Annotated in this window: 22 protein-coding genes; 14 read left to right on the top strand and 8 right to left on the bottom strand. The window is 70.1% G+C overall.

The window, feature by feature from the left end; genetic code table 11:
• Positions 1-134 precede the first annotated feature (134 nt).
• A complete protein-coding gene (locus ROTAS13_RS04120) occupies positions 135-887 on the bottom strand; it encodes an SDR family NAD(P)-dependent oxidoreductase (RefSeq protein WP_075821619.1) in 753 nt (250 codons plus the stop codon).
• Between the two features lie 162 nt (positions 888-1049).
• On the opposite strand from ROTAS13_RS04120, the gene ROTAS13_RS04115 reads away from it, so the two are divergent.
• From ROTAS13_RS04115 to ROTAS13_RS04100, 4 genes are read left to right on the top strand one after another with little or no spacing between them, the layout of a single operon-like run.
• Positions 1050-1547, top strand: a complete 498-nt coding sequence (locus ROTAS13_RS04115; protein WP_075821617.1) for a MarR family winged helix-turn-helix transcriptional regulator — start codon at positions 1050-1052, stop codon at positions 1545-1547.
• Positions 1544-3724 (top strand): FUSC family protein, encoded by a 2181-nt coding sequence (locus tag ROTAS13_RS04110; RefSeq protein ID WP_075821616.1) that lies wholly within the window; start codon positions 1544-1546, stop codon positions 3722-3724. Before ROTAS13_RS04115 ends, ROTAS13_RS04110 begins: the two co-directional genes overlap by 4 nt.
• Positions 3724-3918 (top strand): DUF1656 domain-containing protein, encoded by a 195-nt coding sequence (locus ROTAS13_RS04105; RefSeq protein WP_019459780.1) that lies wholly within the window; start codon positions 3724-3726, stop codon positions 3916-3918. Before ROTAS13_RS04110 ends, ROTAS13_RS04105 begins: the two co-directional genes overlap by 1 nt.
• 5 nt (positions 3919-3923) lie before the next feature.
• Positions 3924-4844 (top strand): HlyD family secretion protein, encoded by a 921-nt coding sequence (locus tag ROTAS13_RS04100; RefSeq protein WP_058390395.1) that lies wholly within the window; start codon positions 3924-3926, stop codon positions 4842-4844.
• Positions 4845-4938: 94 nt separating this feature from the next.
• On the opposite strand, the gene ROTAS13_RS04095 is transcribed toward ROTAS13_RS04100, so the two are convergent.
• The 4 genes from ROTAS13_RS04095 to ROTAS13_RS04080 form a co-directional block, all read right to left on the bottom strand.
• The gene (locus ROTAS13_RS04095) at positions 4939-6339 is read right to left on the bottom strand and encodes a nitronate monooxygenase family protein (RefSeq protein WP_026032972.1); all 1401 of its coding nucleotides are present in this window, start codon (positions 6337-6339) and stop codon (positions 4939-4941) included.
• 225 nt (positions 6340-6564) lie between these two features.
• Entirely contained in the window at positions 6565-8784 is a 2220-nt protein-coding gene (pnp, locus tag ROTAS13_RS04090) for a polyribonucleotide nucleotidyltransferase (RefSeq protein ID WP_058390396.1), read from the bottom strand.
• Positions 8785-9192: 408 nt separating this feature from the next.
• On the bottom strand, positions 9193-9345 hold the full coding sequence (locus ROTAS13_RS04085; RefSeq protein ID WP_079253244.1) for an entericidin A/B family lipoprotein: 153 nt from the start codon (positions 9343-9345) through the stop codon (positions 9193-9195).
• Between the two features lie 125 nt (positions 9346-9470).
• A complete protein-coding gene (locus ROTAS13_RS04080; RefSeq protein ID WP_075821615.1) occupies positions 9471-9995 on the bottom strand; it encodes a histidine phosphatase family protein in 525 nt (174 codons plus the stop codon).
• 330 nt (positions 9996-10325) lie between these two features.
• On the opposite strand from ROTAS13_RS04080, the gene ROTAS13_RS04075 reads away from it, so the two are divergent.
• From ROTAS13_RS04075 to ROTAS13_RS04050, 6 genes are all read left to right on the top strand, one after another.
• Positions 10326-11675, top strand: a complete 1350-nt coding sequence (locus tag ROTAS13_RS04075) for a sugar ABC transporter substrate-binding protein (RefSeq protein WP_075821614.1) — start codon at positions 10326-10328, stop codon at positions 11673-11675.
• A 75-nt stretch (positions 11676-11750) separates the two neighbouring features.
• Positions 11751-12659, top strand: coding sequence for a carbohydrate ABC transporter permease (locus ROTAS13_RS04070; RefSeq protein WP_019459773.1), 909 nt, complete (start codon positions 11751-11753; stop codon positions 12657-12659).
• Positions 12660-12663: 4 nt separating this feature from the next.
• A complete protein-coding gene (locus ROTAS13_RS04065; protein ID WP_019459772.1) occupies positions 12664-13485 on the top strand; it encodes a carbohydrate ABC transporter permease in 822 nt (273 codons plus the stop codon).
• 10 nt (positions 13486-13495) lie between these two features.
• Positions 13496-14599, top strand: coding sequence for an ABC transporter ATP-binding protein (locus ROTAS13_RS04060; protein WP_019459771.1), 1104 nt, complete (start codon positions 13496-13498; stop codon positions 14597-14599).
• A gap of 11 nt (positions 14600-14610) precedes the next feature.
• Positions 14611-16065 carry a xylulokinase gene (xylB, locus tag ROTAS13_RS04055; protein WP_058390399.1) on the top strand — a complete coding sequence of 485 codons (1455 nt, stop codon included), beginning with the start codon at positions 14611-14613 and terminating at the stop codon, positions 16063-16065.
• Positions 16066-16079: 14 nt separating this feature from the next.
• Positions 16080-17561 (top strand): mannitol dehydrogenase family protein, encoded by a 1482-nt coding sequence (locus tag ROTAS13_RS04050; RefSeq protein WP_058390400.1) that lies wholly within the window; start codon positions 16080-16082, stop codon positions 17559-17561.
• A gap of 156 nt (positions 17562-17717) precedes the next feature.
• Here ROTAS13_RS04050 and ROTAS13_RS04045 read toward each other — a convergent pair whose 3' ends face one another.
• The 3 genes from ROTAS13_RS04045 to ROTAS13_RS04035 all read right to left on the bottom strand — a co-directional run bounded on the left by ROTAS13_RS04045 (position 17718) and on the right by ROTAS13_RS04035 (position 22205).
• On the bottom strand, positions 17718-18431 hold the full coding sequence (locus ROTAS13_RS04045) for a metallophosphoesterase (protein ID WP_058390401.1): 714 nt from the start codon (positions 18429-18431) through the stop codon (positions 17718-17720).
• A gap of 184 nt (positions 18432-18615) precedes the next feature.
• Entirely contained in the window at positions 18616-19347 is a 732-nt protein-coding gene (gene pdeM / locus ROTAS13_RS04040; RefSeq protein ID WP_075821612.1) for a ligase-associated DNA damage response endonuclease PdeM, read from the bottom strand.
• Between the two features lie 287 nt (positions 19348-19634).
• Positions 19635-22205, bottom strand: coding sequence for a ligase-associated DNA damage response DEXH box helicase (locus tag ROTAS13_RS04035; RefSeq protein ID WP_252571160.1), 2571 nt, complete (start codon positions 22203-22205; stop codon positions 19635-19637).
• Positions 22206-22471: 266 nt separating this feature from the next.
• On the opposite strand from ROTAS13_RS04035, the gene ROTAS13_RS04030 reads away from it, so the two are divergent.
• From ROTAS13_RS04030 to ROTAS13_RS04015, 4 genes are all read left to right on the top strand, one after another.
• Positions 22472-23671, top strand: coding sequence for an acyltransferase family protein (locus tag ROTAS13_RS04030; RefSeq protein WP_058390403.1), 1200 nt, complete (start codon positions 22472-22474; stop codon positions 23669-23671).
• 281 nt (positions 23672-23952) lie between these two features.
• The gene (locus ROTAS13_RS04025) at positions 23953-24732 is read left to right on the top strand and encodes an IclR family transcriptional regulator (protein ID WP_058390404.1); all 780 of its coding nucleotides are present in this window, start codon (positions 23953-23955) and stop codon (positions 24730-24732) included.
• Positions 24733-24749: 17 nt separating this feature from the next.
• On the top strand, positions 24750-25736 hold the full coding sequence (locus tag ROTAS13_RS04020) for a 2-dehydro-3-deoxygalactonokinase (RefSeq protein ID WP_083755397.1): 987 nt from the start codon (positions 24750-24752) through the stop codon (positions 25734-25736).
• Complete coding sequence (locus ROTAS13_RS04015) at positions 25736-25969, top strand: hypothetical protein (protein WP_139323260.1); 234 nt, start codon at positions 25736-25738, stop codon at positions 25967-25969. The genes ROTAS13_RS04020 and ROTAS13_RS04015 overlap by 1 nt, the downstream gene beginning before the upstream one ends.
• Positions 25970-25990 lie beyond the last annotated feature (21 nt).

Below are 25990 nucleotides of genomic sequence, written 5' to 3'. Positions count from 1 at the left end.
CCGCCCGCCGCCCCGGCAGCGCGGCGAAACCCCGCCGCAGCAAGGCCGAGGCGGCGCCCCAGGCCCTGCTGCCGGCGCCGGACAAGAAGGGCTAGGCGCGGAGCGGTCCGCCCTCCCGGCAAAGGGCGGCCCGCTCAGGTGCGGATCGAGTTGCCTCCGTCCACCGTCAGCGTGGCGCCGGTGACGTAGCTGGCCTTGCCGGAGCAGAGGTAGAGCACCGCCGCGGCGGCATCGTCGGGGCCGCTGGTGCGGCCCAGCGGGATGCGGGTCAGCATGTTGGAGACGTATTCGTCGCTCAGCGGACTGACCTCGCTGCCCGGGGCGAAGCCGGGCTCGACCGCGTTCACGCGGATGCCGCGCGGCGCGAAATCCAGGGCGAGCCCCTTGGTGAGCCGGTCCAGCGTGGTCTTGGAGGTGCAATAGGCGACGCGGGCCGGGTTCATCTTCCGCGAGGCGCCGGAGGAGATGTTGACGATGCAGCCCTGCACGCCCTCCGCCACCATCAGATGCGCCACCTCCCGCGACAGGATGAAGACGGCGCGGACATTGACGCCGAAGACCCGGTCCCATTCTCTGGTCGGCAGGTCGAAAAGGTCGCCGCCGGGATAGATGCCGGCATTGTTCACCAGGATGTCCACCCCGCCCCAGCCCGCCTTCACATGGGCGGCGAGGTCGCGGATCGAGGCTTCCTCCATCAGCTCCGTCCGGTGGAGCATGACACGCTCCTCCGGCAGGGCCAGTTCCTCGGCCAGGGATTCCAGTGCCTCCGCCCGGTTGTCGGACAGGCAGAGGCGCGCGCCCTCGCGGGCGAAGGCCCGGGCGATCCAGCGTCCGTAAATGCCCCCGGCCCCGGTGACGATGACGCGCTTGTCCTGGAATTCCATCATGCCGAGTCCGGTTGGGAAAAGGGCGCGCAGCATGGTCCCGTGCAAAGGGTCCTGCCAGGGGGATGGGAGCGGGGAGGGCAGGGGCATCCCTGCAAAGGCAGCGGGGCAGGCGCGCAGGCAATTAGATTGCTACCTATTAGCTTTGCCCCTAGCTAACGTCCCATGTGCAGCGAGCGATCCCGCCTGGCCGCCGAGTTCGGGCGAGACCTCTTCCGCGCCGGCCAGCTCTGGCGGCGGGAGATGGATCTCGGCATGCGCCGTCTCGGCCTTTCGGACGGGACATGGCGGCCCCTGCTCTATCTCGGCCGCATGGGCGGCGGCATACGGCAGACGGACCTGGCCGCTGCCCTGGGGATCGAGGGGGCATCTCTGGTGCGGCTGCTGGATGCGCTGGAGCGGGGCGGGCTCCTGCGCCGGCATCCCGATCCGGAGGACCGGCGTTCCAAGGTGCTGCAACTGACCGAGTCCGGGCAGGAGACCGTGGAGCAGATCGAGAGCGCCTATGAGGGCGTGAGCCAGCGCCTGCTCGTCCAGATCGACGAGCAGGAGCTGGAGCTGTGCCTCCGCGTGTTCCGCAAGGTCGAGCTGACCCTGCGCGGCCCCGGCACGACCATGGAGAGCGGCCCGGATGATGGCCTCTCCGGGGAGGTAGGGGCATGAGCGCCGCGGAAGGCAGCGCCGGCACGGCCCGCAGCAACGCCACCGGTGCGGACAGTACGGCGGGCGGCATCCTGGCCGCCATGGGCCGCCGCTTCCGGCCGCGCCTGCCCGCATGGCTCATGGGCTGGAGCCATATCCTCCGCACCCTGCTGGCCTTCAGTATCGCGCTCTATGCCGCCTATGCGCTGGAGCTCGACAGCCCCTCCTCGGCCGGCCTGACGGTGCTGATCGTGGCCAGCGCCTCGCGCGGCGCGGTGCTGTCCAAGAGCCTCTACCGCGCCGGCGGCACGGTGGTCGGCGCGCTCGCCTCGATCACGCTCGTCGCCTGGTTCGCCCAGGCCCCATGGCTCTTCATCCTGGGCTTCTCCCTCTGGCTCGGCCTCTGCACCTTTGCCGCCTCGCTGCTGCGCTACTTCCGCAGCTATGGCGCGGTGCTGGCCGGCTACACCATCGCCCTGATCGCCCTTTCCGCGGTGCAGGACCCGGACAACGTCTTCCACCTCGCCACCGCGCGCATCGCCGTGGTCAGCCTCGGCATCCTTGTCACGGCGGTGGTCTTCCTGGTGACGGATCTTGGGCCGCGGCGCGGCGAGGTCCGGGCCGGGATCACCCGGCTGGTGGCGGCGGTGGCGGCGGTGACGCGCCAGGCCCTGATGCGGGAGGATGCGGCCACCGTGCGGGCCGCGCGCAGCAAGGTCGTCGGCGAGCTGAGCGCCCTGGACCAGACGGTGGAATTCGCCTCGGTCGAGGATACCGGCTTCGGCCGCCATGCCGATGGCGTGCGCCTTGCCGTGGCGGAGCTCTTCGCGGTGCTGACAGCCAGCCAGCGCACCGCCCGCCTGCTCGCCGATCCCGCGCTGGCGTGGGAGCCGCAGGTCCCGGCCACGCGGCAGCGGCTGACCGGCCTGATGGACCGCCTGGCCGCGCTGGCGCCCGATACCCCCCTCGACGCGCTGCGCAGCGACATCCACGCCGCCCAGGCGGAAACGGCCCGGGCCACGGCCACCTGCCGCGACCTGCCGGTGCTGGTGGCGCTGGAGCGTGCCGATGCGATGCTGCGGCAGCTCGTGCGGATCATGGACACCCTGACCGACCTGCGCGACGACACGCCTCGCACCCCGGCCCTGCAGCTGCGGATCTATGCCAACCCGGTGACGGCGGCGCGGAACGGGGTGCGCGCGGCGCTGGCCGTTTTCCTCGGCGGTGCCTTCTGGCTGGTGAGCGGCTGGTCCTCGGGCGCCAGCACCCTGGTCATGCTGGGCCCGATGTGCGCCCTGCTGAGCACGACGGACAGCGCGGCGGCGGCCAGCATCGGCTTCTTCAAAGGGCTGATCATCGCCATCCCCGTGGGGCTGATCGTCGCCTATGCGATCCTGCCGATGATGAACAGCTTTCCGCTGCTGCTGCTGAGCACGTTGCCTTTCGTCGCGCTTGGCGTGTGGCTCAGCCAGCGGCCGAAGACGATAGGTCTCGGCACCGCCTTCCAGATCTTCTTCATGGTGACGGTGTCACCGGGCAATCCGATGAACTACCAGCTTTCCAGCGCCCTCGATGGCGCCTTCGCCAACCTGATCGGCGGCTTCTGCGGCGTGCTGGCCTTCCGCGTGCTGCTGCCGCCCGACCCGGTGGCCGAGGCACAGGTGCTGCAGCGCTCGCTCGTGCGGGCGGTGCGGCGGCTGGCGAGGGGCCGCCTGATGCCCTGGCTGGTCTGGGAGCACCTGCAGCACCAGAAGCTGGTCCGCCTGTCGCGGCGTCTGGCGGCGGTGGCACCGGCGCGGCGCGGCGATGCCATCAGCGACGGCGGCAGCGCCGTGCTGATCGGGCGGGCGCTGATCCGTGCCCGGCTGATCGCCAGCCGTCCGGACATGCCACCCGCCGGGGCCACCATCGTGGCGCGGGCGGTGGGAGCCTTCGGGCGTGTCGATACTGCGCCGGCCGAGGTCGCTGCCGAGGCGCGGCGCGCCACCGCCGAACTCACGGCCCTGGACGGCGCGAACGCCGTGGTCTTCCACGCCGCCGCCATGCTCAGCGAGGCCGCCGCGATCCTGACGGAACGCGCGCACTTCTTCCTGATCGGCCAGGACTGGCTGGCGGAGCCGCCGGGTAAGGGCCTGCCTCCAGGAAGCCAGGGCGGAAGCGGAGGCGGTGCGCCCGCCGTGGCGCGGGGGGCGGCCTGATGCTGGCGGAAATCAGTATCGGCGGCGTCTACCTGGCGCCGATCGTGGTCGAGGGGCTGCTCGCCCTGGCGATCTTCGCCCTCTGCCGCTCCGTCCTCGGCCGCCTGGGCGTGCTGGGCCGGATCTGGCACCCGGCACTTTTCGAGGTCTGCCTTTTCCTTTCCATCGTCTCCCTGCTCGTGCTGCTCCGGTAGAGAAAATGAGATTCCTGCAATCCGCCCTCCGAGTCCTGATCACCCTGGCGGCGGTCGTCATTGCCGGCGTCCTCGTGGTGATGCTGTGGCAGTCCTACATGCTCTCACCCTGGACCCGTGACGGACGCGTCCAGGCCCAGGTCGTGAACGTCGCCTCTGAGGTGGCCGGCACCGTCGTGGACGTTCCGGTGCAGGACAACCAGTTCGTCCACAAGAACGACGTGCTGTTCCAGGTCGATCCCACCCGCTTCCGCCTTGCCCTGGCGCAGGCCCAGGCCGCGCTGGAAAGCGCGCAGAACCAGTTGAGCTTCGCCCGGTCCGAATCCCGGCGGCAGCAGCGGCTGACGGTCTATGCCTCGGAGGAGGCCAGGGAGAAGGCGGAGAACACCATGCGGGTGGCCGAGGCCACGCTCGACCAGGCCAAGGCGTCGCTGGATGTGGCCAAGCTGAACCTCGCGCGTTCGACCGTGGTGTCGCCGGTGAACGGCTATGTCACGCATCTGCGGCTACGGGCCGGCGCCTATGTCAGCACGGGCGTCGCGCAGATGGCCGTGGTGGATGCGGATTCCTTCTGGATCGAGGGGTATTTCGAGGAAACCAAGCTGCACGCGATCCGCCCTGGCGACCCGGCCCGGATCCGGTTGATGGGCTACGACACGCCCTTCGAGGGGCGGGTGGAGAGCATCGGGCGCGGCATCGCGGATTCCAACGACGCCACCAACAACCGCGGGCTGCCGGCGGTGAACCCGGTCTTCACCTGGGTCCGGCTGGCGCAGCGTATCCCGGTCCGGGTTTCCATCAGGGATCTGCCGCCGGAGGTGACCCTGGTGGTGGGCATGACGGCCTCGATCGATGTCGGGCCGGAAAGCGAGCAGCGTTCGGGCCTCGGCGGCCGATTGCTGGAATGGATGCGCGACAATATGTGACGCCGATCCCGCCGGGGGCGGGGGCGGGGGCATGAAAAAAGGCTGCCCGCCATTGGCGGACAGCCCTTTTCCTGGTCTTGCCGGTGCGGAGCGCTCAGCGGCCGGTGAGGATCCGCTCCACCAGCTGCCGCACCGTCGGGATGAAGCCGTTGGAATAGAAGGGGTCCTGCCCGAAGCGGTAGGCGTTGTGTCCCGAGAACATGAGGTTCTGCTCCGGGTCGCCGCCATGGGCGATGTCCTGCAGCGTCTTCTGGATGCAGAAGCTGCGCGGATCGGCCTTCTTGCCGTTGCTGAAATCCGGCTCGTGCTGCGACCAGTTGGAGAAGCGGCACTGCGACAGGCAGCCCATGCAGGCCACCTGATCGGCCAGGATCTGGCGGGATTCCTCGGGCGTCACGAAGACCAGCGTGTCGTCCGGGGTGCGCAGGGCCTCGGTGAAGCCCTCGCTCTCCCATTGCTGCACCCGCACGAGGTCGCCGGGCACGAGATAGACCGGCCGCTTGCGCGGGCCGACGCCGTAGCGGGCGGAATGCTCCCCGATCGCCTCGGAGGTATAGGCCACCTGGCGGTGCGAGCGCCCCTCCAGGCCGTGCAGGAAGTCGTTGCGCACGGCAGAGGAGTAGAAGCCGGTCGGCGAGAAATTCTGCAGCGACACGTCGCCGGGCTTCAGCGTCAGCAGGCGCTGCTTCCAGGCATCGGGGATCGGGCTTTCCTGCGTCACCAGCGGACGGGTGCCGAACTGGAAGGCGATGGGGCCGAGCTCCGGGTTGTTGATCCAGTCCTCCCACTCCTCCAGCCACCAGACGCCGCCGGCCATGATGATCGGCACGTCGCCCAGGCCGAACTGGCGCATCTGCTCGCGCAGCTTCAGCACGCGGGGGAAGGGGTCCTCCGGCTTGCGCGGGTCCTCGCTGTTGGACAGGCCGTTATGGCCACCCGCCAGCCAGGGGTCCTCGTAGACCACGCCGCCCAGCCAGTCCTGCGCCTTGTGATAGGCACGCTTCCAGAGGGCGCTGAAGGCCCGGGCGGAGGAGACGATCGGATAGTAGTGGACGCGGTATTCCCGCGCGATCTCGCTGAGCTTGTAGGGCATGCCCGCGCCGCAGGTGACGCCGTGAACAAGGCCCCTGGCCCCCTCCAGCACACCGCGCAGCACGCGCTCCGCCCCGCCCATCTCCCACAGCACGTTGATGTGGACGCGGCCCCGGCCGTTGGAGCGCTCATGCGCCTCCCGCGCCTGGGCGATGCCGCCGGCGATACCGTACTGCACCAGTTCCTCGTGCCGCTCGCGGCGGGTGGAGCCGTGGTAGACCTGCGGGACGACATGCCCGTCGGCGTCATAGCTGTCGGCATTGACACCGGAGAAGGTGCCCACGCCACCGGCCTCGGCCCAGCCACCGCAGGACGCACCATTGGTGGCGGAAACACCCTTTCCACCCTCGACGAGAGGGAGGACGTCTACGCCCCCCATGCGTATTGCGTTGATCGCCTTCACGGCACGCTATCCTGAAATTCCTGGAACGGGTCCCGATATGGACCGGCCACCCTCCCGAATCGAGGGGAAATGCGGCCTGTCTTCACCGATTTGTAAGATTGCCGGAAAAGCCGCCGGCACCGGGACCAACCTGGGAGGATGTTTTCCCCCCTGGGCAAGTCCGGAGCGGCGATGTCCGGGCCGGGGCCCGTGCCGGCCGGTGGCCGGGCACAGGCCCCCTGGGCCTCAGTCGCGGAAGTCGCGCCGCGGGCCACGGCCCCGGTCGCCCCGGTCCCCACGGTCGCGGCGGCCCTCTCCACCTTCCTCGCCCTCGGGGCGGGGGCGGCGGGCGCCGACCTGCTCGGTGATGTCCGCGCCGGTCGCCTGATCGACCACCCGCATGGACAGCTTCACCTTGCCGCGGTCGTCGAAACCGATGACCTTGACCTTCACCTTGTCGCCCACGTTGACGATGTCGGTGGTCTTGTTGACCCGGTCCTGCGACAGCTCGGAGATGTGGACAAGGCCGTCCTTGGCGCCGAGGAAGTTCACGAAGGCGCCGAAATCGGCGGTCTTCACCACGGTGCCGTTGTAGATCGTGCCGATCTCGGCCTCGGCGGTGATGCCCTTGATGCGGTCGATCGCGGCCTGGGTCGCCTCCGGGCTGGACGAGGCGATCTTGATCGTCCCATCGTCCTCGATGTCGATCTTGGTGCCGGTCTGCTCGACGATCTCGCGGATCACCTTGCCGCCCGTGCCGATCACTTCGCGGATCTTGTCCTTGGGCACGTTGATGATCGTGACCTTGGGGGCATTGGCCGAGACGTCGGTGCGGGCGCCGGACAGGCCCTTCGCCATCTCGCCCAGGATGTGGATGCGGCCGTCACGGGCCTGCTCCAGGGCGGTCTTCATGATGTCGAAGGTGATGGACGTGATCTTGATGTCCATCTGCAACGCGGTCACGCCCTGCTCGGTGCCGGCCACCTTGAAGTCCATGTCGCCGAGGTGGTCCTCGTCGCCCAGGATGTCGGAGAGCACGGCGAAGCCGCGATCCTCCTTGATCAGGCCCATGGCGATGCCGGCACAGGGGCGCTTCAGCGGCACGCCCGCATCCATCAGCGACAGGGAGGTGCCGCAGACGGTGGCCATGGAGGAGGAGCCGTTCGACTCCGTGATCTCGGAGACCACGCGCATCGTGTACGGGAACTTCTCCTTCTCCGGCAGGAGCGGGTGGATGGCGCGCCAGGCGAGCTTGCCATGGCCGACCTCACGCCGCCCCGGCGAGCCCATGCGGCCCGTCTCGTTCACCGAGTAGGGGGGGAAGTTGTAGTGCAGCAGGAAGTTCTCGCGGTACTCGCCGGCGAGCTGGTCGATGATCTGCTCGTCCTGCCCGGTGCCCAGCGTCGCCACGGCGAGCGCCTGGGTCTCGCCACGGGTGAAAAGGGCAGAGCCATGGGCGCGCGGCAGCACGCCGACCTCGGCCATGATCGGGCGGACGGTGCGGGTGTCGCGGCCGTCGATGCGGATGCCCGTGTCGAGGATCGCGTTGCGGACCACGTCCGCCTCCAGGTCCTTGAGCAGACCCTTGGCAGCGGCCACGTCGAGGCCCTCGGCCTCCAGCGCCGCCAGGACCTCCTTCTTGACCTCGCCGACCTTGCCCTGGCGGAGAAGCTTCTGCGTCTCCTTGTAGGCCTCGGCCATCTTGTCGCGGCCCAGCCCGGCGATGCGGGCCTTGAGCGCCGCCAGGCCCTCATCGGCCTCGGCCAGCGGCCAGGGCTCCTTGGCGGCATGCTCGGCCAGCTCGATGATGCCCTGGATCACGGGCTGGAAGCCCCGGTGGCCGAATTCCACGGCGCCGAGCATCACCTCCTCGGAGAGCTCCTGTGCCTCGGACTCCACCATCAGCACGCCCTCGGCGGTGCCGGCGACCACGAGGTCGAGTTGCGAGCGCTTGCGCTCCTCCAGCGTCGGGTTCAGCACGTACTGGCCGTCGATATAGCCGACGCGCGCCGAGGCCACCGGGCCGAAGAAGGGAATGCCGGACAGCGTCAGGGCGGCGGAGCAACCGACCATCGCCACCATGTCCGGGTCGTTCTCCATGTCATGCGACAGCACCGTCGCGATGACCTGGACCTCGTTGCGGAAGCCTTCGGGGAAGAGCGGGCGGATCGGCCGGTCGATGAGGCGCGAGATCAGCGTCTCGCTCTCGGAGGGACGACCCTCGCGCTTGAAGAAGCCGCCAGGGATCTTGCCCGCGGCGAAAGCCTTCTCCTGGTAGTTGACGGTCAGCGGGAAGAAGTCCTGCCCGGGCTTGACCGAACGGCTACCGACCGCCGTGCAGAGCACGATGGTATCGCCCAGGCGGGCCATCACGGCGCCATCGGCCTGGCGGGCCACCTTGCCCGTCTCCAGCGTCAGGGTCTTGCCGCCCCAGGCGATGTCCTTGCGGTAGTAGTGGTCGAACATTCGGTCGTCCTAATGCGCCCCGCCCCGTGGCCATGGGCCGCCGGGCAAGGCTGTGGATGCGACGCGGGACGGTGCGGTTGGGACGGTCGGCAACCCGAGGATTCGGGTGCCCGGCGTCTCGGGCGGCATGGAGGGCCGCGATAGTGGGGCGGCAGGAAACCATGTGGCCGGAAACGCCGCGGCGCGGCTCGTCCATGTGCACCACCGCGTGCGCGGAAGTGGAGAGCGGCCGGTGGCCGCACCCTTGAGCCGGGCTATATGCCTTCGTCCGGCGCGGATTGCCAGTCCCAATGTCCGTTGAGGGAGGGGACTGTGGCTGGGGCCGTTCCCGGCATGGCCGCCGATACGGCCACGGCCTGCCGCCATTGTCGCGCTGCCCCCGGGGGCGGCGACGGGCTGCGGTCGAGCTTACGGCTTGGCGCGGTCGGCGCCACGGGTAACCGCGTTGCCGACCGCCGAGACATCCTCGCCGGCGCCCGACACGGTATTGCAGGCGCTGAGCAGGGTGGCGGACCCCAGCAGCAGGCAGGCGGTCACGACGGCCGCTATGGTTCTGGACATGGTGCGAAACTCCTCTGAACGACAGGATCGGGACAAGGAGCCGCGGGGATGAAGCCCCCTGGCGCGATCTGCAACATCCAGGGTGACGCCGGGTTTCACCCCGTTCGCCGGGACGGGGACGCCGGTCAGTCCGCCAAGTCGGCGGGGGTCACGAATCGCACGAGACGGCCACCGCCGGCCGAGAGCCGGTCCCAGGCTCCCTCCACCGTGAATTCGGCCAGGGCAGCGGTGGGATAGCCTTCGCCGAGCCGGTGCGCATCTCCCTGCGGATCCTCCAGGGCCGGGCGGCCGAGGAGCTTCATTGCGAGCTCGTGCATCCCGGGGTTGTGCCCGATCATCAGGACGCAATGCGTCTCCTCCGGCACGAGCCGGATGGCCTCCAGCATCGTGTCGGGCGTGGCGAGATAGAGGCTGTCCGTGGCCTCGATCCTGGGCTGGCCGGGGAGGGGGGAGAGCGCCTCCAGCGTTTGCAGCGTGCGGCGGGCAGAGGAGACCAGCACCAAGTCGGGGGCCAGGTTCGGCCGGTGGAAAAGCTGCGCGACGGCGGCCGCCGCCTTCCGGCCGCGGCTGTTCAGCGGGCGGGCATGGTCGGAAAGCGCCGGGTCGTCCCAGGAGGATTTCGCATGGCGGAGCAGCAGAAGCCGTCGCATGGATGTGAGGATGCCATGTCCCGGATGCGATGTCGCCCCCCTGCCGGCGCTTCTCTCGCCACCGCCTCGCCGGGGTTCCCGCCCCGCCTGACGGCCCTTTCCGGACCATCCCCGGAACAGCCGTCCGGGAGCTTTCGCGGCCATCACGGGGAGGCGGCGAAGCGGCGCCGACACAGGCGCCCGGTCCGTGAATGCCGCGCCAAAGGGGCTACGCGCATGGGTTATGCCAAAACTTGACGGGAAATGGCGGAGGTGGGACGACTTCCGCCGCGCCAGGGCACCGTTCTTGGACGTCCACGAACAGCACAAGAAGATGTGAGGATGAGACCGATGGCCTCCATGCGTCCACACGGCAGGATCACGGTGCTGGCCGCCAGTTTCTCGCTGGCCTCACTCGCGGGCCTGTCCCTCGGCAGCGGCGACGCCCTGGCCCAGACCACGCTCACCATCGCCACCGTCAACAACGGCGACATGGTGGTGATGCAGCGGCTTTCCGCGAAGTTCGAGCAGCAGCACCCCGACATCAAGCTGCGCTGGGTGGTGCTGGAGGAGAACGTGCTGCGCCAGCGCGTCACCACCGACATCGCGACGAAGGCCGGCCAGTTCGACATCATGACCATCGGCAACTACGAGGTGCCGATCTGGGCCAAGCAAGGCTGGCTGGAGCCGATGGAGAACCTGCCCGCCAGCTATGACGTCGATGACCTGCTGAAGCCGGTCCGCGAGGGGCTCACCTACGAGAACAAGCTCTACGCCCTGCCGTTCTATGGCGAGAGCGCCATGACCTATTACCGCAAGGACCTGTTCCAGAAGGCCGGCATCACCATGCCGGAGCAGCCGACCTATGACCAGGTGAAGGACGCGGCCGCCAAGATCACCGACAAGCCCGGCCAGGTCTTCGGCATCTGCCTGCGCGGCAAGCCGGGCTGGGGCGAGAACATGGCCTATGTCACCTCGCTGGTAACGACCTTCGGCGGACAGTGGTTCGACAAGAGCTGGAAGGCCACGATCGACACGCCGGAATGGCACAAGGCGCTCACCTACTACAACGACGTGCTGAAGAACTACGGCCCGCCGGGCGCCACCTCGAACGGCTTCAACGAGAACCTCGCCCTGACGGCGGGCGGGCGCTGCGGCATGTGGATCGATTCCACGGTCGCGGCCGGGCTGCTCTACGACACCAAGCAGTCGCAGGTGGCGGACAAGATCGCCTTCGCGCCGATCCCGGTGGGCGACTTCAAGGGCGGCCCGACCTGGCTCTGGAGCTGGAACCTGGGCATCCCCGCTTCCTCGAAGCAGAAGGAGGCGGCGAAGACCTTCACCACCTGGGCGACGTCGAAGGAGTACATCCAGCTCGTGGCGCAGGAGAATGGCTGGGTCGCCGTGCCGCCGGGCACGCGCCGCTCGACCTATGAGAACGCGGACTACCAGAAGGCCGCGCCCTTCGCCTCCTTTGTGCTGAAGGCGATCGAGACCGCCAACCCGAACGGCGACACGAAGAACCCGCGCCCCTATACCGGCGCGCAGTTCGTGGCGATCCCGGAATTCCAGGGCATCGGCACGCAGGTGGGGCAGACCGTCGCGGGCACGCTGACCGGGCAGACCAGCATCGACGCGGCGCTCAAGGCGGCGCAGTCCGCCACCGAGCGCACCATGCGCCAGGCCGGCTACGGCCGCTGATGCCCCCGTCCTCGCTGCCCTGACCTCGCCGCCGCGCCGGGCCCCCGGCGCGGCACCTCATTGCCGGGAGGCCGCATGTCCGCCATCTCCGCCCAGCAGGGTGTGGCCAGGGAGCCGGCGAAGCGCCGGCGCTCCGGTACGCTGCCCCTGATCGCCCCCTCGGTCGGTGTCCTGCTGCTCTGGATGATCGTCCCGCTGGCGATGACGATCTGGTTCTCCTTCCAGCGCTACAACCTGCTGAACCCGATGGTGACGGGCTTCGCCGGGCTGGAGAACTACGAGTTCCTGGTCACCGATCCGGATTTCTGGGCCTCGCTGGTCAACACCCTGGTGCTGGTGGGCTCGGTGCTGGCGATCACCGTGGTGCTGGGCACGCTGCTGGCGGTGCTGTTCGACCAGAACTTCCCCGGGCGCGGCGTGGCGCGGCTACTGGCCATCGCGCCCTTCTTCGTCATGCCGACGGTGAGCGCGCTGATCTGGAAGAACCTGATGATGCACCCGATCTACGGCGTGCTGGCCGCACTCTGGCGCGGCGTCGGGCTGACGCCGGTGGACTGGTTCGCCCAGTTCCCCATGCTCTCGATCATCGTCATCGTCTCCTGGCAGTGGCTGCCCTTCGCGCTGCTGATCCTGCTCACCGCCATCCAGTCGCTGGACCACGAGCAGAAGGAGGCGGCGCGCATGGACGGGGCGGGGCCGGTCGCGCAGTTCCTCTACATCACCCTGCCGCATCTCGGCCGCGCCATCAGCGTGGTGATCATGATCGAGACGATCTTCCTGCTGACCGTCTTCGCCGAGATCTTCGTCACCACCTCCGGCGGCCCCGGCAACGCCACCACCAACCTGGCCTTCCTGATCTATGCCCGCGCGCTGCTGCAGTTCGATGTCGGCGGCGGCTCGGCGGGTGGCATGGTGGCGATCCTGCTGGCCAATGTCGTGGCCTTCTTCCTGGTGCGCAGCATCGCGCGCCGGCTGGAGATCTGACGCCATGCGCGAAAGCACGATGCAGCGGGTCCTGATCGCCATCCTGGGCTGGGGCGTGGCGCTGGCCATGTTCTTCCCCATCCTCTGGATGGTGCTGACCGGCTTCAAGACCGAGGTCGCGGCCATCGCCACCCCGCCGCAGCTCTTCTTCCAGCCGAGCCTGGAAAGCTATGCCGAGGTGCGGGACCGGGCGGACTACATCCACTTCGCCCTGAACAGCGTCATCATCTCCTTCGGCGGCACGATCCTGGCGCTGGCCTTCGCCATCCCGGCGGCCTATGCCATGGCCTTCCACCCGACGAAGCGCACGCGCGGCACGCTGCTCTGGATGCTGTCCACCAAGATGCTGCCGCCGGTGGGCGTGCTGGTGCCGATCTACCTGCTCTTCCGCACCTTCGGCCTGCTGGACAGCCGCACCGGGCTCATCATCATCTACGCGCTGATGAACCTGCCCATCGTGGTCTGGATGCTCTTCACCTTCTTCAAGGAGGTGCCGCACGAGATCCTGGAGGCCGGGCGGATGGACGGGGCCAAGACCTGGGCGGAGTTTCGCCACCTGCTGCTGCCGCTCAGCCTCCCGGGCATCGCCTCCACCGGGCTGCTCTCGCTGATCCTCTGCTGGAACGAGGCCTTCTGGAGCCTGAACCTCACCACCTCCGAGGCGGCGCCGCTCACCACCTTCATCGCCTCCTTCTCCTCGCCGCAGGGGCTGTTCTTCGCCAAGCTCTCGGCCGCCTCCACCATCGCGGTGGCGCCGATCCTCATCTTCGGCTGGCTCAGCCAGCGACAGCTCGTCCGCGGCCTGACCTTCGGCGCGGTAAAGTAGGAGAACCCGCATGGCCACGCTGACCCTGCGCGACATCCGCAAGCGCTATGCCGAGGTCGAGGCGATCAAGGGGATAGACCTCGACGTGCAGGACCGCGAGTTCGTGGTCTTCGTCGGCCCTTCCGGCTGCGGCAAGTCCACCCTGCTGCGCATGATCGCGGGGCTGGAGGAGATCACCTCCGGCGACCTGATGATCGACGGGCGGCGGGTGAACGACCTGGGCCCGGCCGATCGCGGCCTGGCCATGGTGTTCCAGTCCTACGCGCTCTATCCGCACATGACGGTGCGGGACAACATGGGCTTCGCCCTGAAGATGGCCGGCACGCCGAAGGCCGAGCGTGACCGCAAGGTGGAGGAGGCCGCGCGCATCCTGCAGCTGGAGCCCTATCTCGACCGGCGCCCCAAGGCGCTCTCCGGCGGGCAGCGGCAGCGCGTGGCGATCGGCCGCGCCATCGTGCGCAACCCGAAGATCTTCCTCTTCGACGAGCCGCTCTCCAACCTCGACGCGGCGCTGCGCGGGCAGATGCGGATCGAACTGGCCCGGCTGCACGAGGAGCTGAAGGCCACGATGATCTACGTCACCCACGACCAGATCGAGGCCATGACCATGGCCGACAAGATCGTGGTGCTGCAATCCGGGCGGGTGGAGCAGGTCGGCTCGCCGCTGGAGCTCTACCATCATCCGAGGAACCTCTTCGTGGCGGGCTTCATCGGCTCGCCGCGTATGAACATGCTGCCCGCCCGCATCACCGGGGCGGAGGGCGGCGGCGTCACCGTGCAGCTCGCCTTCGGCCCGAACCTCGCCGTGCCGGTGCAGGCCGGGTCGGTGCGTCCGGGCGAGGCCGTGACCGTCGGCATCCGCCCCGAAGGGCTGCGGCCCGATCCGGGCGGCCCGATCCAGGGCGAGGTGCTGCTGGCCGAGCGCCTCGGCGGGCTGACCCTGCTGCACCTGCGCCTGTCGCCGGACCAAGTGGTGATCGTGCAGCTCGACGGCAGCGACGCGACGCGGCCGCACGAGGTGCTGCGGCTTTCCGTCGATCCACGCCTCTGCCACGTCTTCGACGAACGTGGCGAGGCCCTGCCGCACCTCGAAACGCACCACCTCGCGGCCTGAGGAGGCCCGGCATGTATCTCGGCCTGGATTTCGGCACCTCCTCGGTCAAGGCCCTGCTGGTGGATGGGGCGCAGCGCGTGCTGGCCAGCGCCAGCAGCCCGCTCGCCGTGTCCCGCCCCGCGCCCGGCCACAGCGAGCAGGACCCGTGGGACTGGTGGCAGGCCATGCTCGACGCCGTGGGTGCCCTGCGCGCGCGGGAACCCGCCGCTTTCGCCGCCCTTCGCGGCATCGGCCTGTCGGGGCAGATGCACGGGGCGGTGCTGCTGGATGCGGCGGGGGAGGTGCTGCGGCCCTGCATCTTGTGGAACGACACCCGTTCCACCGCCGAATGCCGGGAACTGGAGGAAGCCTTCCCCGCGCTGCACGAGGTGGCGGGCAACCTCGCCATGCCGGGCTTCACCGCGCCGAAGCTGCTCTGGGTGCGAAAGCACGAGCCCGGGGTCTTCGCCCGCACGGCCAAGGTGCTGCTGCCCAAAGCCTGGGTGCGGTACCGCCTGACCGGCGAATTCATCGAGGACATGTCGGATGCCTCCGGCACGCTCTGGCTGGATGTCGGGCAGCGCGACTGGTCCGACGCCGCGCTCGCCGCCACGGGCCTGTCGCGCGACCACATGCCGCGCCTGGTGGAAGGCAGCGCACCGGGCGGGATGCTGCGGCCGGAGCTGCTGCGCGAATGGGGCCTGTCCGGCCCGGTCGTGGTGGCGGGCAGCGCCGGCGACAACGCGGCAGGCGCGGTCGGGCTGGGGGCGATCCATCCGGGCGAGGCCTTCGTCTCGCTTGGCACCTCCGGCGTGCTCTGGGCAACCACGGACCGCTACGCACCCTATCCGAAGGCGGCGGTGCATGCCTTCTGCCATGCCCTGCCGGGCCTCTGGCACCAGATGGGGGTGACGCTCTCGGCGGCCTCCTGCCTGGGCTGGTGGGCGCAGGTGGCGGGGCAGGGGGAGGCGGCGCTTCTGGCCGAACTGCCCGCGATCCGCAAACCCTCCGAGGCGGTCTTCCTGCCCTATCTTTCCGGCGAGCGCACGCCGCACAATGACGGCGCGGTCCGCGGTGCCTTCGCCGGCCTGTCGATGGACACGGAACGCGCGGCACTGACCCAGGCAGTGCTGGAGGGCGTGGCCTTCTCCTTCCGCGATTGTCTCGACGCGCTCGCCGCCTCCGGCACGGTGATCCGCGAGGCCGACGTGATCGGCGGCGGCTCCCGCTCCCGCGCCTGGATCGGCATCATCGCCGCGGTGCTGGGCATCCCGCTGCATGTGCTGGCGGAAGGCGAGTATGGCGGCGCCTTCGGCGGCGCGCGCCTCGCGCGGCTGGCGGTGACGGGCGAGGACCCGGCCGCCGTCTGCACCCCGCCGAGGCGGCTGGAGACGGTGATGCCCGATGCGGAGCTCACCGGAGCCTATGCCGCCCCGCTGCGCCGCTACCGCGCCCTCTATCCGGCCATTGCCGGTTCCTTTTCCTGAGCCGAGGTCTTCCCATGAGCGCCATTCCGCTCAATCGCGCCAACCTGGCGAAGCTGCGCCCGCCCATCCAGGTCCCCGCCTACGATCCCGCGACGGTCGCGCCGGGCATCGTGCATCTCGGCCTGGGCGGCTTCCATCGCGCGCATATGGCCCGCTACACGCACGAACTGATGGGGCGCGACCCGGCCGCGCGGGAATGGGGCATCGCCGGGGCCGGTATCCAGCCCGCCGACAAGCGGATGCGCGAGAGCCTGGGGCCGCAGGACTGGCTCTATACGCTGGTGGAGCGCGAGGGGGATGAGGAGAAGGTCGCGGTCATCGGCGCGCTGACCGAGATGATCTATGCCGGCGAGGATTCCTCGGAGGTCCTGGCCCGCATCGCCGAGCCGCGCATCCGCATCGTCAGCCTGACGGTGACGGAGAACGGTTACTGCCTCAACCGCGCCACCAAGCGGCTGGACACGGAGCACCGGCTGATCCGGCAGGACCTCGCCACGCCGGAACGGCCCGCCAGCGCCATCGGCATCATCGTGGAGGGTTTCCGCCGACGGAAGGAGGCCGGGCTGCCCGCCTTCACCGCGCTGAGCTGCGACAACATCCAGCACAATGGCGAGGTGCTGCGCGACGCGGTGCTGACCCTGGCGGGGCTGCGCGACAAGGCGCTGGCAGCCTGGATCGAGGCCGAAGCGAGCTTCCCCAGCACCATGGTGGACCGCATCACCCCCGTGACCACCGAGGCGCAGGTGCGGGAGCTGGCGGAGAAGCATGGCCTCGCCGACAACTGGCCGGTCTTCGCCGAGCCCTTCTCGCAATGGGTGATCGAGGACCGCTTCCCGCTCGGCCGCCCGGCCTGGGAGGCGGTGGGCGCGCAGTTCGTGGGCGACGTCGCGCCCTATGAATTCATGAAGCTGCGGCTGCTGAACGCCAGCCATCTCGCCATGTCGGGGCCAGGGCGGCTCGCCGGCTATACCTATATCGACGAGACCATGGCGAACCCGCTCTTCCGCCGCTACATGGCCGCGCTGATGGACCGGGAAACGGAGCCCACCCTGGCGCCCGTGCCGGGGATCGACCTCGCGGACTACAAGGCCACGCTGATCCGCCGCTTCGCCAACACCGCGATCAAGGACACGGTGGAGCGGGTCAACACCGACGCGCCGCTGAACGTGCTGGTCGATCCGATCCGCGACCGGCTGAAGATGGGGGGCGGGGTGGACCTTCTGGCCATCGCGCTCGCCGCCTGGATGCGGCGCGTGCGCGGCGAGGACGAGCAGGGCGGGAAGATCGAGGTGAAGCACCCGTTGGCCGAGCTGCTGCGGGAGAAGGCCACCGAGGGCGGGCCGGACCCGGCCCCGTTGCTCTCGATCGGGCAGCTCTTCGGGGAGCTGGGGCAGGATGAACGCCTCGTCGCGTCGCTGCGGAAATGGCTGGGCTCCTTCTACAAGGTGGGGAGCCTGAAGACGCTGGAGCGGGCAGCGGACGAGCTGGGCTTCTGACCGGAGGGGCCACCGGGGATTCAGGGCGGCGTGTTATCTCCGCCGTCACGCTCTCAGGGGGCAGGGTTTGGTTTTCTCCCTGCCTCCCTGATCCGCCGGAATCCCGCGCTCTGGACCTGAACAGGCACGCCGCCGGCCCTGCTTCACGGCCCGCCGCTACCAGGGCAGGTCCACCCAGGACAGGTGCCCGCCCTTGCCGGCCCCCGTATCCATGAAGACGGCGGCCCCGCCCTGGGCCCCGATATGGGTCAGCGGCCTTCCGTCCGAGGAGCGGACCTCGTGCCCGCAATAGATGGTGAAGCCCTGCGGGATGCGGTCCACCCAGTCGTGCAGCCGTTCCGGGAAGCCGTCCGGCCGCATGCGGCTGGTCACCTGGCCGAACAGGGCGCGCGGCACCAGCCCCTCGGGCCGGCTCGCCCCGGCTTCCGGCGGCGGCGGCAGGTGCAGCATGCGCGGGTGGAAGCCGCCATGCACGAAGACCCGCTGATCGATCCTCAGCCAGGCCGGGGCGCGCGCCACCTCCGCCATGATGCGCTGGCGCAGCGCCTCGCGGTCCGGCGCCTGCTCGATCTGCTGCAGCGTGTTGCCGAGCCCGTTGGCATCGATATGCAGCCGCGCTCCGCTGAGCGCCCGGCGCAGCTTGTGGTCGTGGTTGCCCAGCAGGAAGAGCCCCGCCCGCGCATCCAGCAGGGCGAAGGTGCGCCGAAGCACCTCGGGGGAATCCGATCCGCCATCGGTCAGGTCGCCCAGCTGGATGATGAAGAGCCGTTCCGCCCGGGCGCCCTCCACAGCCGCCGCATAGGCATCGGCGTCACCATGCACGTCGCCGATCACGCGCAGCCCCTCGAATTGCGACCGGATATCCGTCATGCCGCCGGCTCCATGCCACGCCGGCCCGCTCCGTCGGTCCGGGCCGCCGCCCGGCATTCCCTTTCCGGGGCCCCCTGTTCCTGGTGCCGCTGGATTCTTCCCCGCGCGGTCCGCGACTTGGGCGGCGCGGGGGATCGAGGGTGGGGCGGGGGTGGCTGGCGCCCCGGCTTCGGCGTTGCTCTCGTCATGGTGCTGATATGAGGCGCTTTTCCGGCGGCGCCACCCGTTCCGCTGCGCCGTGCGGCGTGACCGGCATGCTGAACAGCCGGTCGCGCCCCAGCAGGAAGGCCCGGCCGCCGCGCCGGAACAGCCCGGCCAGGGCCGGGTCGCGCAGGTCCAGCCCCCCGGTATAGGCGCCGAAGGAGGGCAGGATGACGCGGCGCGGATCGGCCACGAAGCAGGGTCGCGTCACGCCGCCCGCCCGGGTGGGCATGGTGGCCTTGGGGTGGAAATGCCCGCTGATCTCCACGGAACCGCTGCGGGGCAGGGCAGGGAGGGCCTGATGGCGGAACAGGAAGGGCCCTTCCGCCCATTCCGCGCAGGCCGTGCCCGGCAGCCCCTCGGGAGGCACCGGATCGTGGTTGCCGAGGACCCAGACCACCTCCAGCCCCTCCAGCGCCCGTCGCAGCACCGCACGCTCCGAGGGCGGCAGGCGGGCCGAGCCTTCCGCATCGTGAAAGGAATCCCCGAGCAGCACGAGGCACCGGGGCGTGTGCCGCCGCAGGGCGGAAAGCAGCCGCATCACCGTCTCGCGCGTGTCGTAGGGCGGCACCAGGCAGCCGCGCCGGGCGAAATGGCTCCCTTTCTCCAGATGCAGGTCGGCCACGGCCAGCAACCGCCGCGCCGGCCAGGCCAGCACGCCCTGGGGGTCCAGCAACAGCCGCTCGCCCGCCAGATGCAGCGGCGCCGGGATCACGCGGACACCCCCTGAGGCCGCCCAGGGAGCCCCCCGCATCCCGCCGCATCGCCGCTGTGCCGCCGGAAGGCATGTTCCGCGTCTGTCCCATGAGCCACCGGAGCGCAACGCCGCCGGGCGGCATTCGTCACATCCCGGCGGGCGCCGCTCCGCACGATCCCGGCTGGCCATGGCGGCGTGGTCACGGCCGGGCCTGTCCAGGCCCGGCGCCCGGCAAATCTCATCCGTTCATCCTGTCGCAACGCGTCCCCGCCATCCCAGCCTGCCAATCCTCATCCGCCATCCCCTTAGGCACTATCCCCTCGGGCGCCTTGCCGCGGGCCGGGCAATCCGCGGCCGCGCCGCTCCCGCCCCTTCCGGTGGCGCGGGCGGTCCACCACCCCGGCGCGGATGCGGACGCCTTCCGTCACCTCGCTCAGCACCTCGGCGAAGTGCTCGGCGCCGTCGGTGGCTTCCTCCACCAGCGCGGCGGCCTCGGCCAGCAGGGCGTCCTCGGCGCCGCCCGGTACCCATTCGCGCCCCTCCTCGATCAGCGCCGGTACGGCGAGGGGTGAGACACGGTCGAGCACCCGCACGCGGATGCGGCCGCGCACCCGCGCCAGCAGGCCGGCGATGCGGCGCACATCGGTCAGGCCATAGGCGGCTTCCTGCCGGGTGGCGCGCAGCAGGATGTGATCCGGGTCATGCTTCCGCAGCACGTCGTAGATGAGGTCGGCGTTCATCGTCATCTGCCGCCCGCTCTTCTCGGCGCCCGGATGGTTCTTCTCCAACAGCCCGGCGACGGTCGCGATGTTGCGGAAGGTGCGGCGGAGCATGGAGCTCTCGGCGATCCACTCCTCCAGTTCCTCGCCGAGGATGTCCTCCTCGAATAGCCGCTCCGGCTCGGTGGGCTCGAAGGCGCTCCATGTGGCGAGCACGTAGTCCGTGGCAAGGTAGCCCAGCGGGCCGTAGCCCATCCCTTCCATCCGCTTGGTCACCAACATGCCCAGCGTCTGGTGCGCCAGCCGGCCCTCGAAGCAGTAGGCGACCATGAACCAGCGGCCGTGATGCGGGAAGCTCTCGATCAGCAGCCCGTCGCGGTCGGGCAGCTCGGATTGCCGCTGCTGCAGCCGCAGCCATTCCCGCACCGGCTCCGGCAGGGCGCCCCAGCGCCGGGGATCGGCCAGGATCGCCCGCACCCGGCGCGAGAGATAGGTGGAAAGCGGCAGGCGCGCCCCGGCATAGGTCGGCACGCGCGGCTCCTCGTCGCCGCCGCGCGAGACGATGACGGAGAGCGCGTCCATCCCCTCGTAGCGCAGGGTCTGCCCGGCGAAGAGGAAGCAGTGCCCCGGCTCCAGCGTGGAGACGAACCATTCCTCGACGTCGCCCAGCACCGGCCCGCCGCGCAGCCGCACCTTCACCATCGGGCTGTCGGTGATGGTGCCGAGATTCATCCGCACCTGCCGCGCCACGCGCTCGTCGCGGATATGGATGAAGTCCTCGCTGTCGCGGAACAGCTTGCGGAAGCGCTCATAGGCGTGCAGCGCGTAGCCGCCATCCTCCGCGAAGCGCAGCACGTCGTCGAAGTCGCGCCGCGTCAGCGCGGCATAGGGCGCGGCCTGCGTGACCTCGGCGTAGAGGTCGTCCGCCCGGAAGGGTGCGTGGCAGGCCAGGGCCAGGACATGCTGCGCCAGCACGTCCAGCCCCCCGGCGCGTGGCGCCTCGCCGTCCAGCTCATGCGCCGCCACGGCCTCGATGGCGGCAGTGCACTCGATCACCTCGAAGCGGTTGGCCGGCACCAGCACGGCGCGGGAGGGCTCGTCCATCCGGTGGTTGGCGCGGCCGATGCGCTGCATCAGGCGCGAGACGCCCTTCGGCGCGCCGACCTGGATCACCTGGTCCACCGCGCCCCAGTCGATGCCCATGTCGAGCGAGGCCGTCGCCACCACGGCGCGCAGCCTCCCCGCCGCCATGGCGGCCTCCACCTTGCGCCGCTGCTCGATCTGCAGGGAGCCGTGGTGCAGGGCGATGGGCAGGTTGTCGTCGTTGAGGCGCCACAGCGCCTGGAAGATCAGTTCGGACTGGGCACGGGTGTTGACGAAGACGATGGTGACCCCGGCCCCGCCGATGCGGCGATAGATCTCCGGTGCGCTGGCCAGGCCCATATGCCCGCCCCAGGGCAGGTGCCCCTCGGGCAGCACGATCTCCAGGCTGGGATCGGCGCCGCCCTGCCCGGTGATCAGCGCCGCGCCTTCGGGCCGCGCATCGGGCGCGATCCAGGCGCGCAGCGCCTCCGGCTGCGCCACCGTGGCGGAAAGGCCGATGCGCCGCAGGCCGGGGGAGAGGCGCTGCAGCCGCGACAGGCAGAGGGCGAGCTGGTCGCCGCGCTTGGTGCCGGCCAGCGCATGCACCTCGTCCACCACCACGGCGCGCAGCCTTCCGAAGATCTCCGCCGCATCGGGCAGGGAAAGCAGCAGGACCAGGCTTTCCGGCGTGGAGAGCAGGATCTCGGGCGGGTTCTCGCGCTGCCTCTGGCGGCGGTTGGCGGGCGTGTCGCCGGTGCGCGTCTCCACCCGGATCGGCAGGCCCATCTCCTCGATCGGGGTGGTCAGGTTGCGCGCGATATCCACCGCCAGCGCCTTGAGCGGGGAGATGTAGAGCGTGTGCAGCCCACGGGTGGCCCCCTGGTCCGGCCGACCCTGCGCGAGATCGGTCAGGCTGGGCAGGAAGCCCGCCAGGGTCTTGCCGCCGCCGGTCGGGGCGATCAGCAGGGCGCTCCGCCCGGCCTCGGCGGCCTCCAGCAGCGCCATCTGGTGGGGCCGGGGTGTCCAGCCACGCGCGGCGAACCAGCCCGCGAAGGGTTCCGGCAATGTTCTCATGGGCGGGCGGTATATGGCACCCCTCGGCGCCACCGGCGAGTCGGCATCCCGTCCTTTTCCGCTGCCCTGATCCGGTGAGCTACGGGGTAGGCGGGTACTTCCCGCTAAACCTCCCCAACCATGTTACAAATTGATCAATAAAAAGATGGTTATTGGAATTTTGTCCGGTTCGGGACTATTTGTGAAACGCGGGGTGGGTGGGCCAAGCAGTGGGCTTCGCGGCCGGACAACGCCCCCGCCACCGCCGATGGGGGAAGGACGGGCCGATGAATCAGCGCCTGTACTACATGGATTTCTGCCGGGCCTTCCTGATGCTGCTGGGCATCCCCTACAGGGCGGGACAGGTCTTCGGGCCGGACCCCTGGGTGGTGAACCCGGCCACGACCAGCGTGCTGCTGGGCCATGTGAACGACATCATCCACGCCTTCCGCATGCCCGCCTTCTTCCTGCTGGCCGGGTTCTTCTCGCTGCTGGTGATCCGCAAGTCGGGCCTGGTCGCCTGGCTGAAGGCGCGGCTGGCGCGGCTCGGCCTGCCGCTGCTGGTCTCCATCCTGCTGCTGAACATCCCCGCCATGTACGTGGCCTCGGTGGCGCTGCACCCGGCCGAGGGTGTCGCGCCCTCCTTCCTCGCCCAACTCACCTCGCCGGGCGGGCACTGGCTGGGGCATCTCTGGTTCCTGCTGGACCTGTTGCTGATGTGCGGCCTCCTCGCCGCCCTGCTGCCCCTCCGCCGCCTCGCCCCCGCGCCGCTGGAGCGGATGGCGGGCCGTGTGCTGTCCAGCGACCTGCTGCTGGTCGCCCTCATGGTCGTCTGGCGCCTGGGGCTGAAGACCCTGGACGAGCGGCTGCTGGGCGGTCATCTGGAACAGGCCTTCGGCGGTACCGTGAACCTGCGGGAACTCCTGCTCTACTTCCCCTTCTTCCTGATGGGCACCTGGCTGCTGGCACGGCCCGAGGCCTTTGACCGCTTCACTCATCCAGGCTGGAGCACGCTGCTGCTTTTCGCTGCGGGGCTGGGGCTGCTGCTGCTCCAGCGGCATGTGGAGCAGGGGGTGGTGACGCAGGTTTCCGGCGTGCTGCTCTTCGCCCTGATGGGGCTGACGGGCACGCGGCTGCTGCTGGCGGTGGCGCGTCGCCTCGTCCATACGGGCCATCCCGCCGTCAACGAACTGGTGCGGAGCGCCTTCACCATCTACCTCTTCCATTACCTCGTGGTGATGCTGGTGGCCGAGGGCAGCATCCGCCTGGGTCTCGACATGCCGCTGCTGGGCTGGGTGATCGCCGTGGCCGCGGGGCTGGGTGTCAGCTATCTGATCCACCGCTTCGTGATCGGCCGCAGCCGCTGGCTGCTCTGGCTGTTCAACGGCATCCCGCTGTCGCGGACGCGCCCCGGCCTCGCCGGAAAGGTGGCACCCAGGACCGTCCCGCCGGGTTCCGTCCTGTCGCCCTCGCCTCGGATCGGCTGAGGCCGGCCCGATCCCTCCGCCCGTTTGCGGGGGAGGGGATCGCGGCGGCAGTGGCGGGTGCGGTGCCGGGCGCGCAAGGCCGGCCCCATCCTCGGAACATTCGTTTTCCGTCCCGCCATGCCTTGTCGCAGGGGCGCGGCGTGTCGCCTTCGCCTTGCCGGATGCGGCGAGGCGAGATTCCGGCTGAATCTACAACTCCCGTTTAACCCATATAATGGGATTGCAATTCATATATTGACCGATTGCGCCGCCTGCCTATCCTGGAGCGCGGAGAGATCGCCATGCCACTGGAGAGCACGCCCGGAACCCAGACGCTGTTTCGCGGCCTTGCCGTGCTGGAGGCGGTGGCCGGCGGTGCGCACGACCTGTCCGCGCTGGGCCGGGCGCTGGGGCTGAGCCGCAGCACCACGCAGCGACTCGCCAGCGCACTGGTGAAGGCGGGCTATCTCCGGGGCGAGGGCGAGGGCTACGCGCTGGGGGCGAAGCTGATCGAGCTGGGCTTCCAGGCGCGGGAGCAGGTGCCGCTGGCGCGCCTCGCCCGGCCGCATCTGGAAGCCCTGGCCCAGCGCACGCAGGACACGGTGCATCTCGGCCTGCCCGAAGGGGTGGAGGTGCTCTATCTCGACAAGATCCCCGGTCAGCGCGGGCTGGAGATGCGTTCGCGCATCGGCCACCGCATGCCCATGGCGCTGACCGGCGTGGGCAAGGCGCTGATGCTCGACCTGCCGGAGGATCGCTGGCGGGCGCTTTACGAGAGCGGCCTTGCCCATCCCGCCAGCCGCGGCTCGCCGCGCCCCTGGGAGGCCTATCGCGACGAGATGCGGCGCTATGCCGCGCAATCCGTGGCGCTGGACTTCGCCGAGAACGAGATCGGCATCCACTGCGTCGCGGCCCCGGTGCGCGACGCCGGGCGCGGCATCGTGGCGGCGGTCAGCCTCGCCTCCGCCGCGCAGCACATGCCGGAGGAACGGATGCTGTCGCTGGTGCCGGAGGTCGCCGCCACGGCGGAGGCCATCTCGCGCAGCCTCGGCTGGCGCGCCACCGCACCGCGTGCGGCGTGAGGCAGGAGAGGAACGCCATGAACAAGGATCGGACGGATCACCGTGCCATGGACGGCGTGGCAACAGCGCGAAGCCCCGCCCTGATCGCGCTGGACTGGGGCACCAGTTCCCTGCGCGCCTATCTGCTGGGGCCGGATGGTGCCGTGCTGGACAGCCGCAGCGCGCCGCAGGGCATCATGCAGGTTCCCGGCGGCGATTTCGCCGCGGTCTTCGAGGCCGTGACCGGCGAATGGCGCCACCGTTGGCCGGAGCTGAAATCCATCGCCGCTGGCATGATCGGCAGCGCCCAGGGCTGGGTGGAGGCGCCCTACCTCCCCTGTCCGGCCGGGCCGGAGGAACTGGCCGGCGGGCTGGTGCCGGTGCCGGGCGGGGCGCTGCTGGTGGTGCCGGGCGTCGCCCAGTACGGCGAGGCTCCGAACGTGATGCGCGGCGAGGAAACGCAGATAGCCGGCGCGCTGGCCCTGAACCCCGCGCTGCGCGAGGGATCGCTGCTGGTCATGCCCGGCACCCACTCGAAATGGGTGAGCATCGAGCAGGGCCGCATCGCGCGCTTCGACACCTACATGACCGGGGAGCTCTTCGCCGTGCTGCGCGGGCATTCCATCCTGGGCCGCTTCGCCCGGGACGTGCCGAAAGCGGCGGAGGATGCCGCTGCGGACGCCGCCTTCCTGCGCGGCGTGCAGGCGGTACGGGAGGGCGGCCAAGTCGCGCCGCTGCTCTTCTCGGCGCGCGCCCTGGTGCTGACGGGCGGGCTGCGCCCCGAACTGAGCCTCGACTACCTCTCCGGCCTGCTGATCGGCGAGGAACTGCTCTGCGGGTTGCGGGGCCGGAGGGGAGGCGTGGTGCTGATCGGCGATCCCGCCCTCTGCCGCCGCTACCGCGAGGCGCTGGCCCTGCTCGGCGTCTCCGAGGTCCGCGAGATCGAGAACGCCGCCACCGCCGGCCTCTGGCGCATCGCCATCCAGGCCGGGCTCGCCGCCGGAATATCCGAGGAAACCGTTTGATGCCGTTCCAGACCTATCTCGACCGCCTGCCGCTCATCGCCATCCTGCGCGGCGTCACGCCGGAGGAGGTGTTGCCCATCGGCGAGGCGCTGGTGGAGGCGGGCTTCGCCATCATCGAGGTGCCGCTGAACTCGCCGCAGCCGGTGGAAAGCATCCGCCGCCTCGCCACCCGCTTCGGCCGGGACGTCCTGGTCGGCGCCGGCACGGTGACGGCCCCGGCGCCTGTCTCTTGATCACAAGTCTCGACGTCAGCA

It is taken from the genome of Roseomonas sp. TAS13 (genome assembly GCF_001950415.1).
Taxonomy (GTDB): Bacteria; Pseudomonadota; Alphaproteobacteria; order Acetobacterales; family Acetobacteraceae; genus Roseomonas; species Roseomonas mucosa.
Note: the sequence above shows the minus strand (reverse complement) of the source record. Positions and strands in the feature narration are given on the sequence as shown.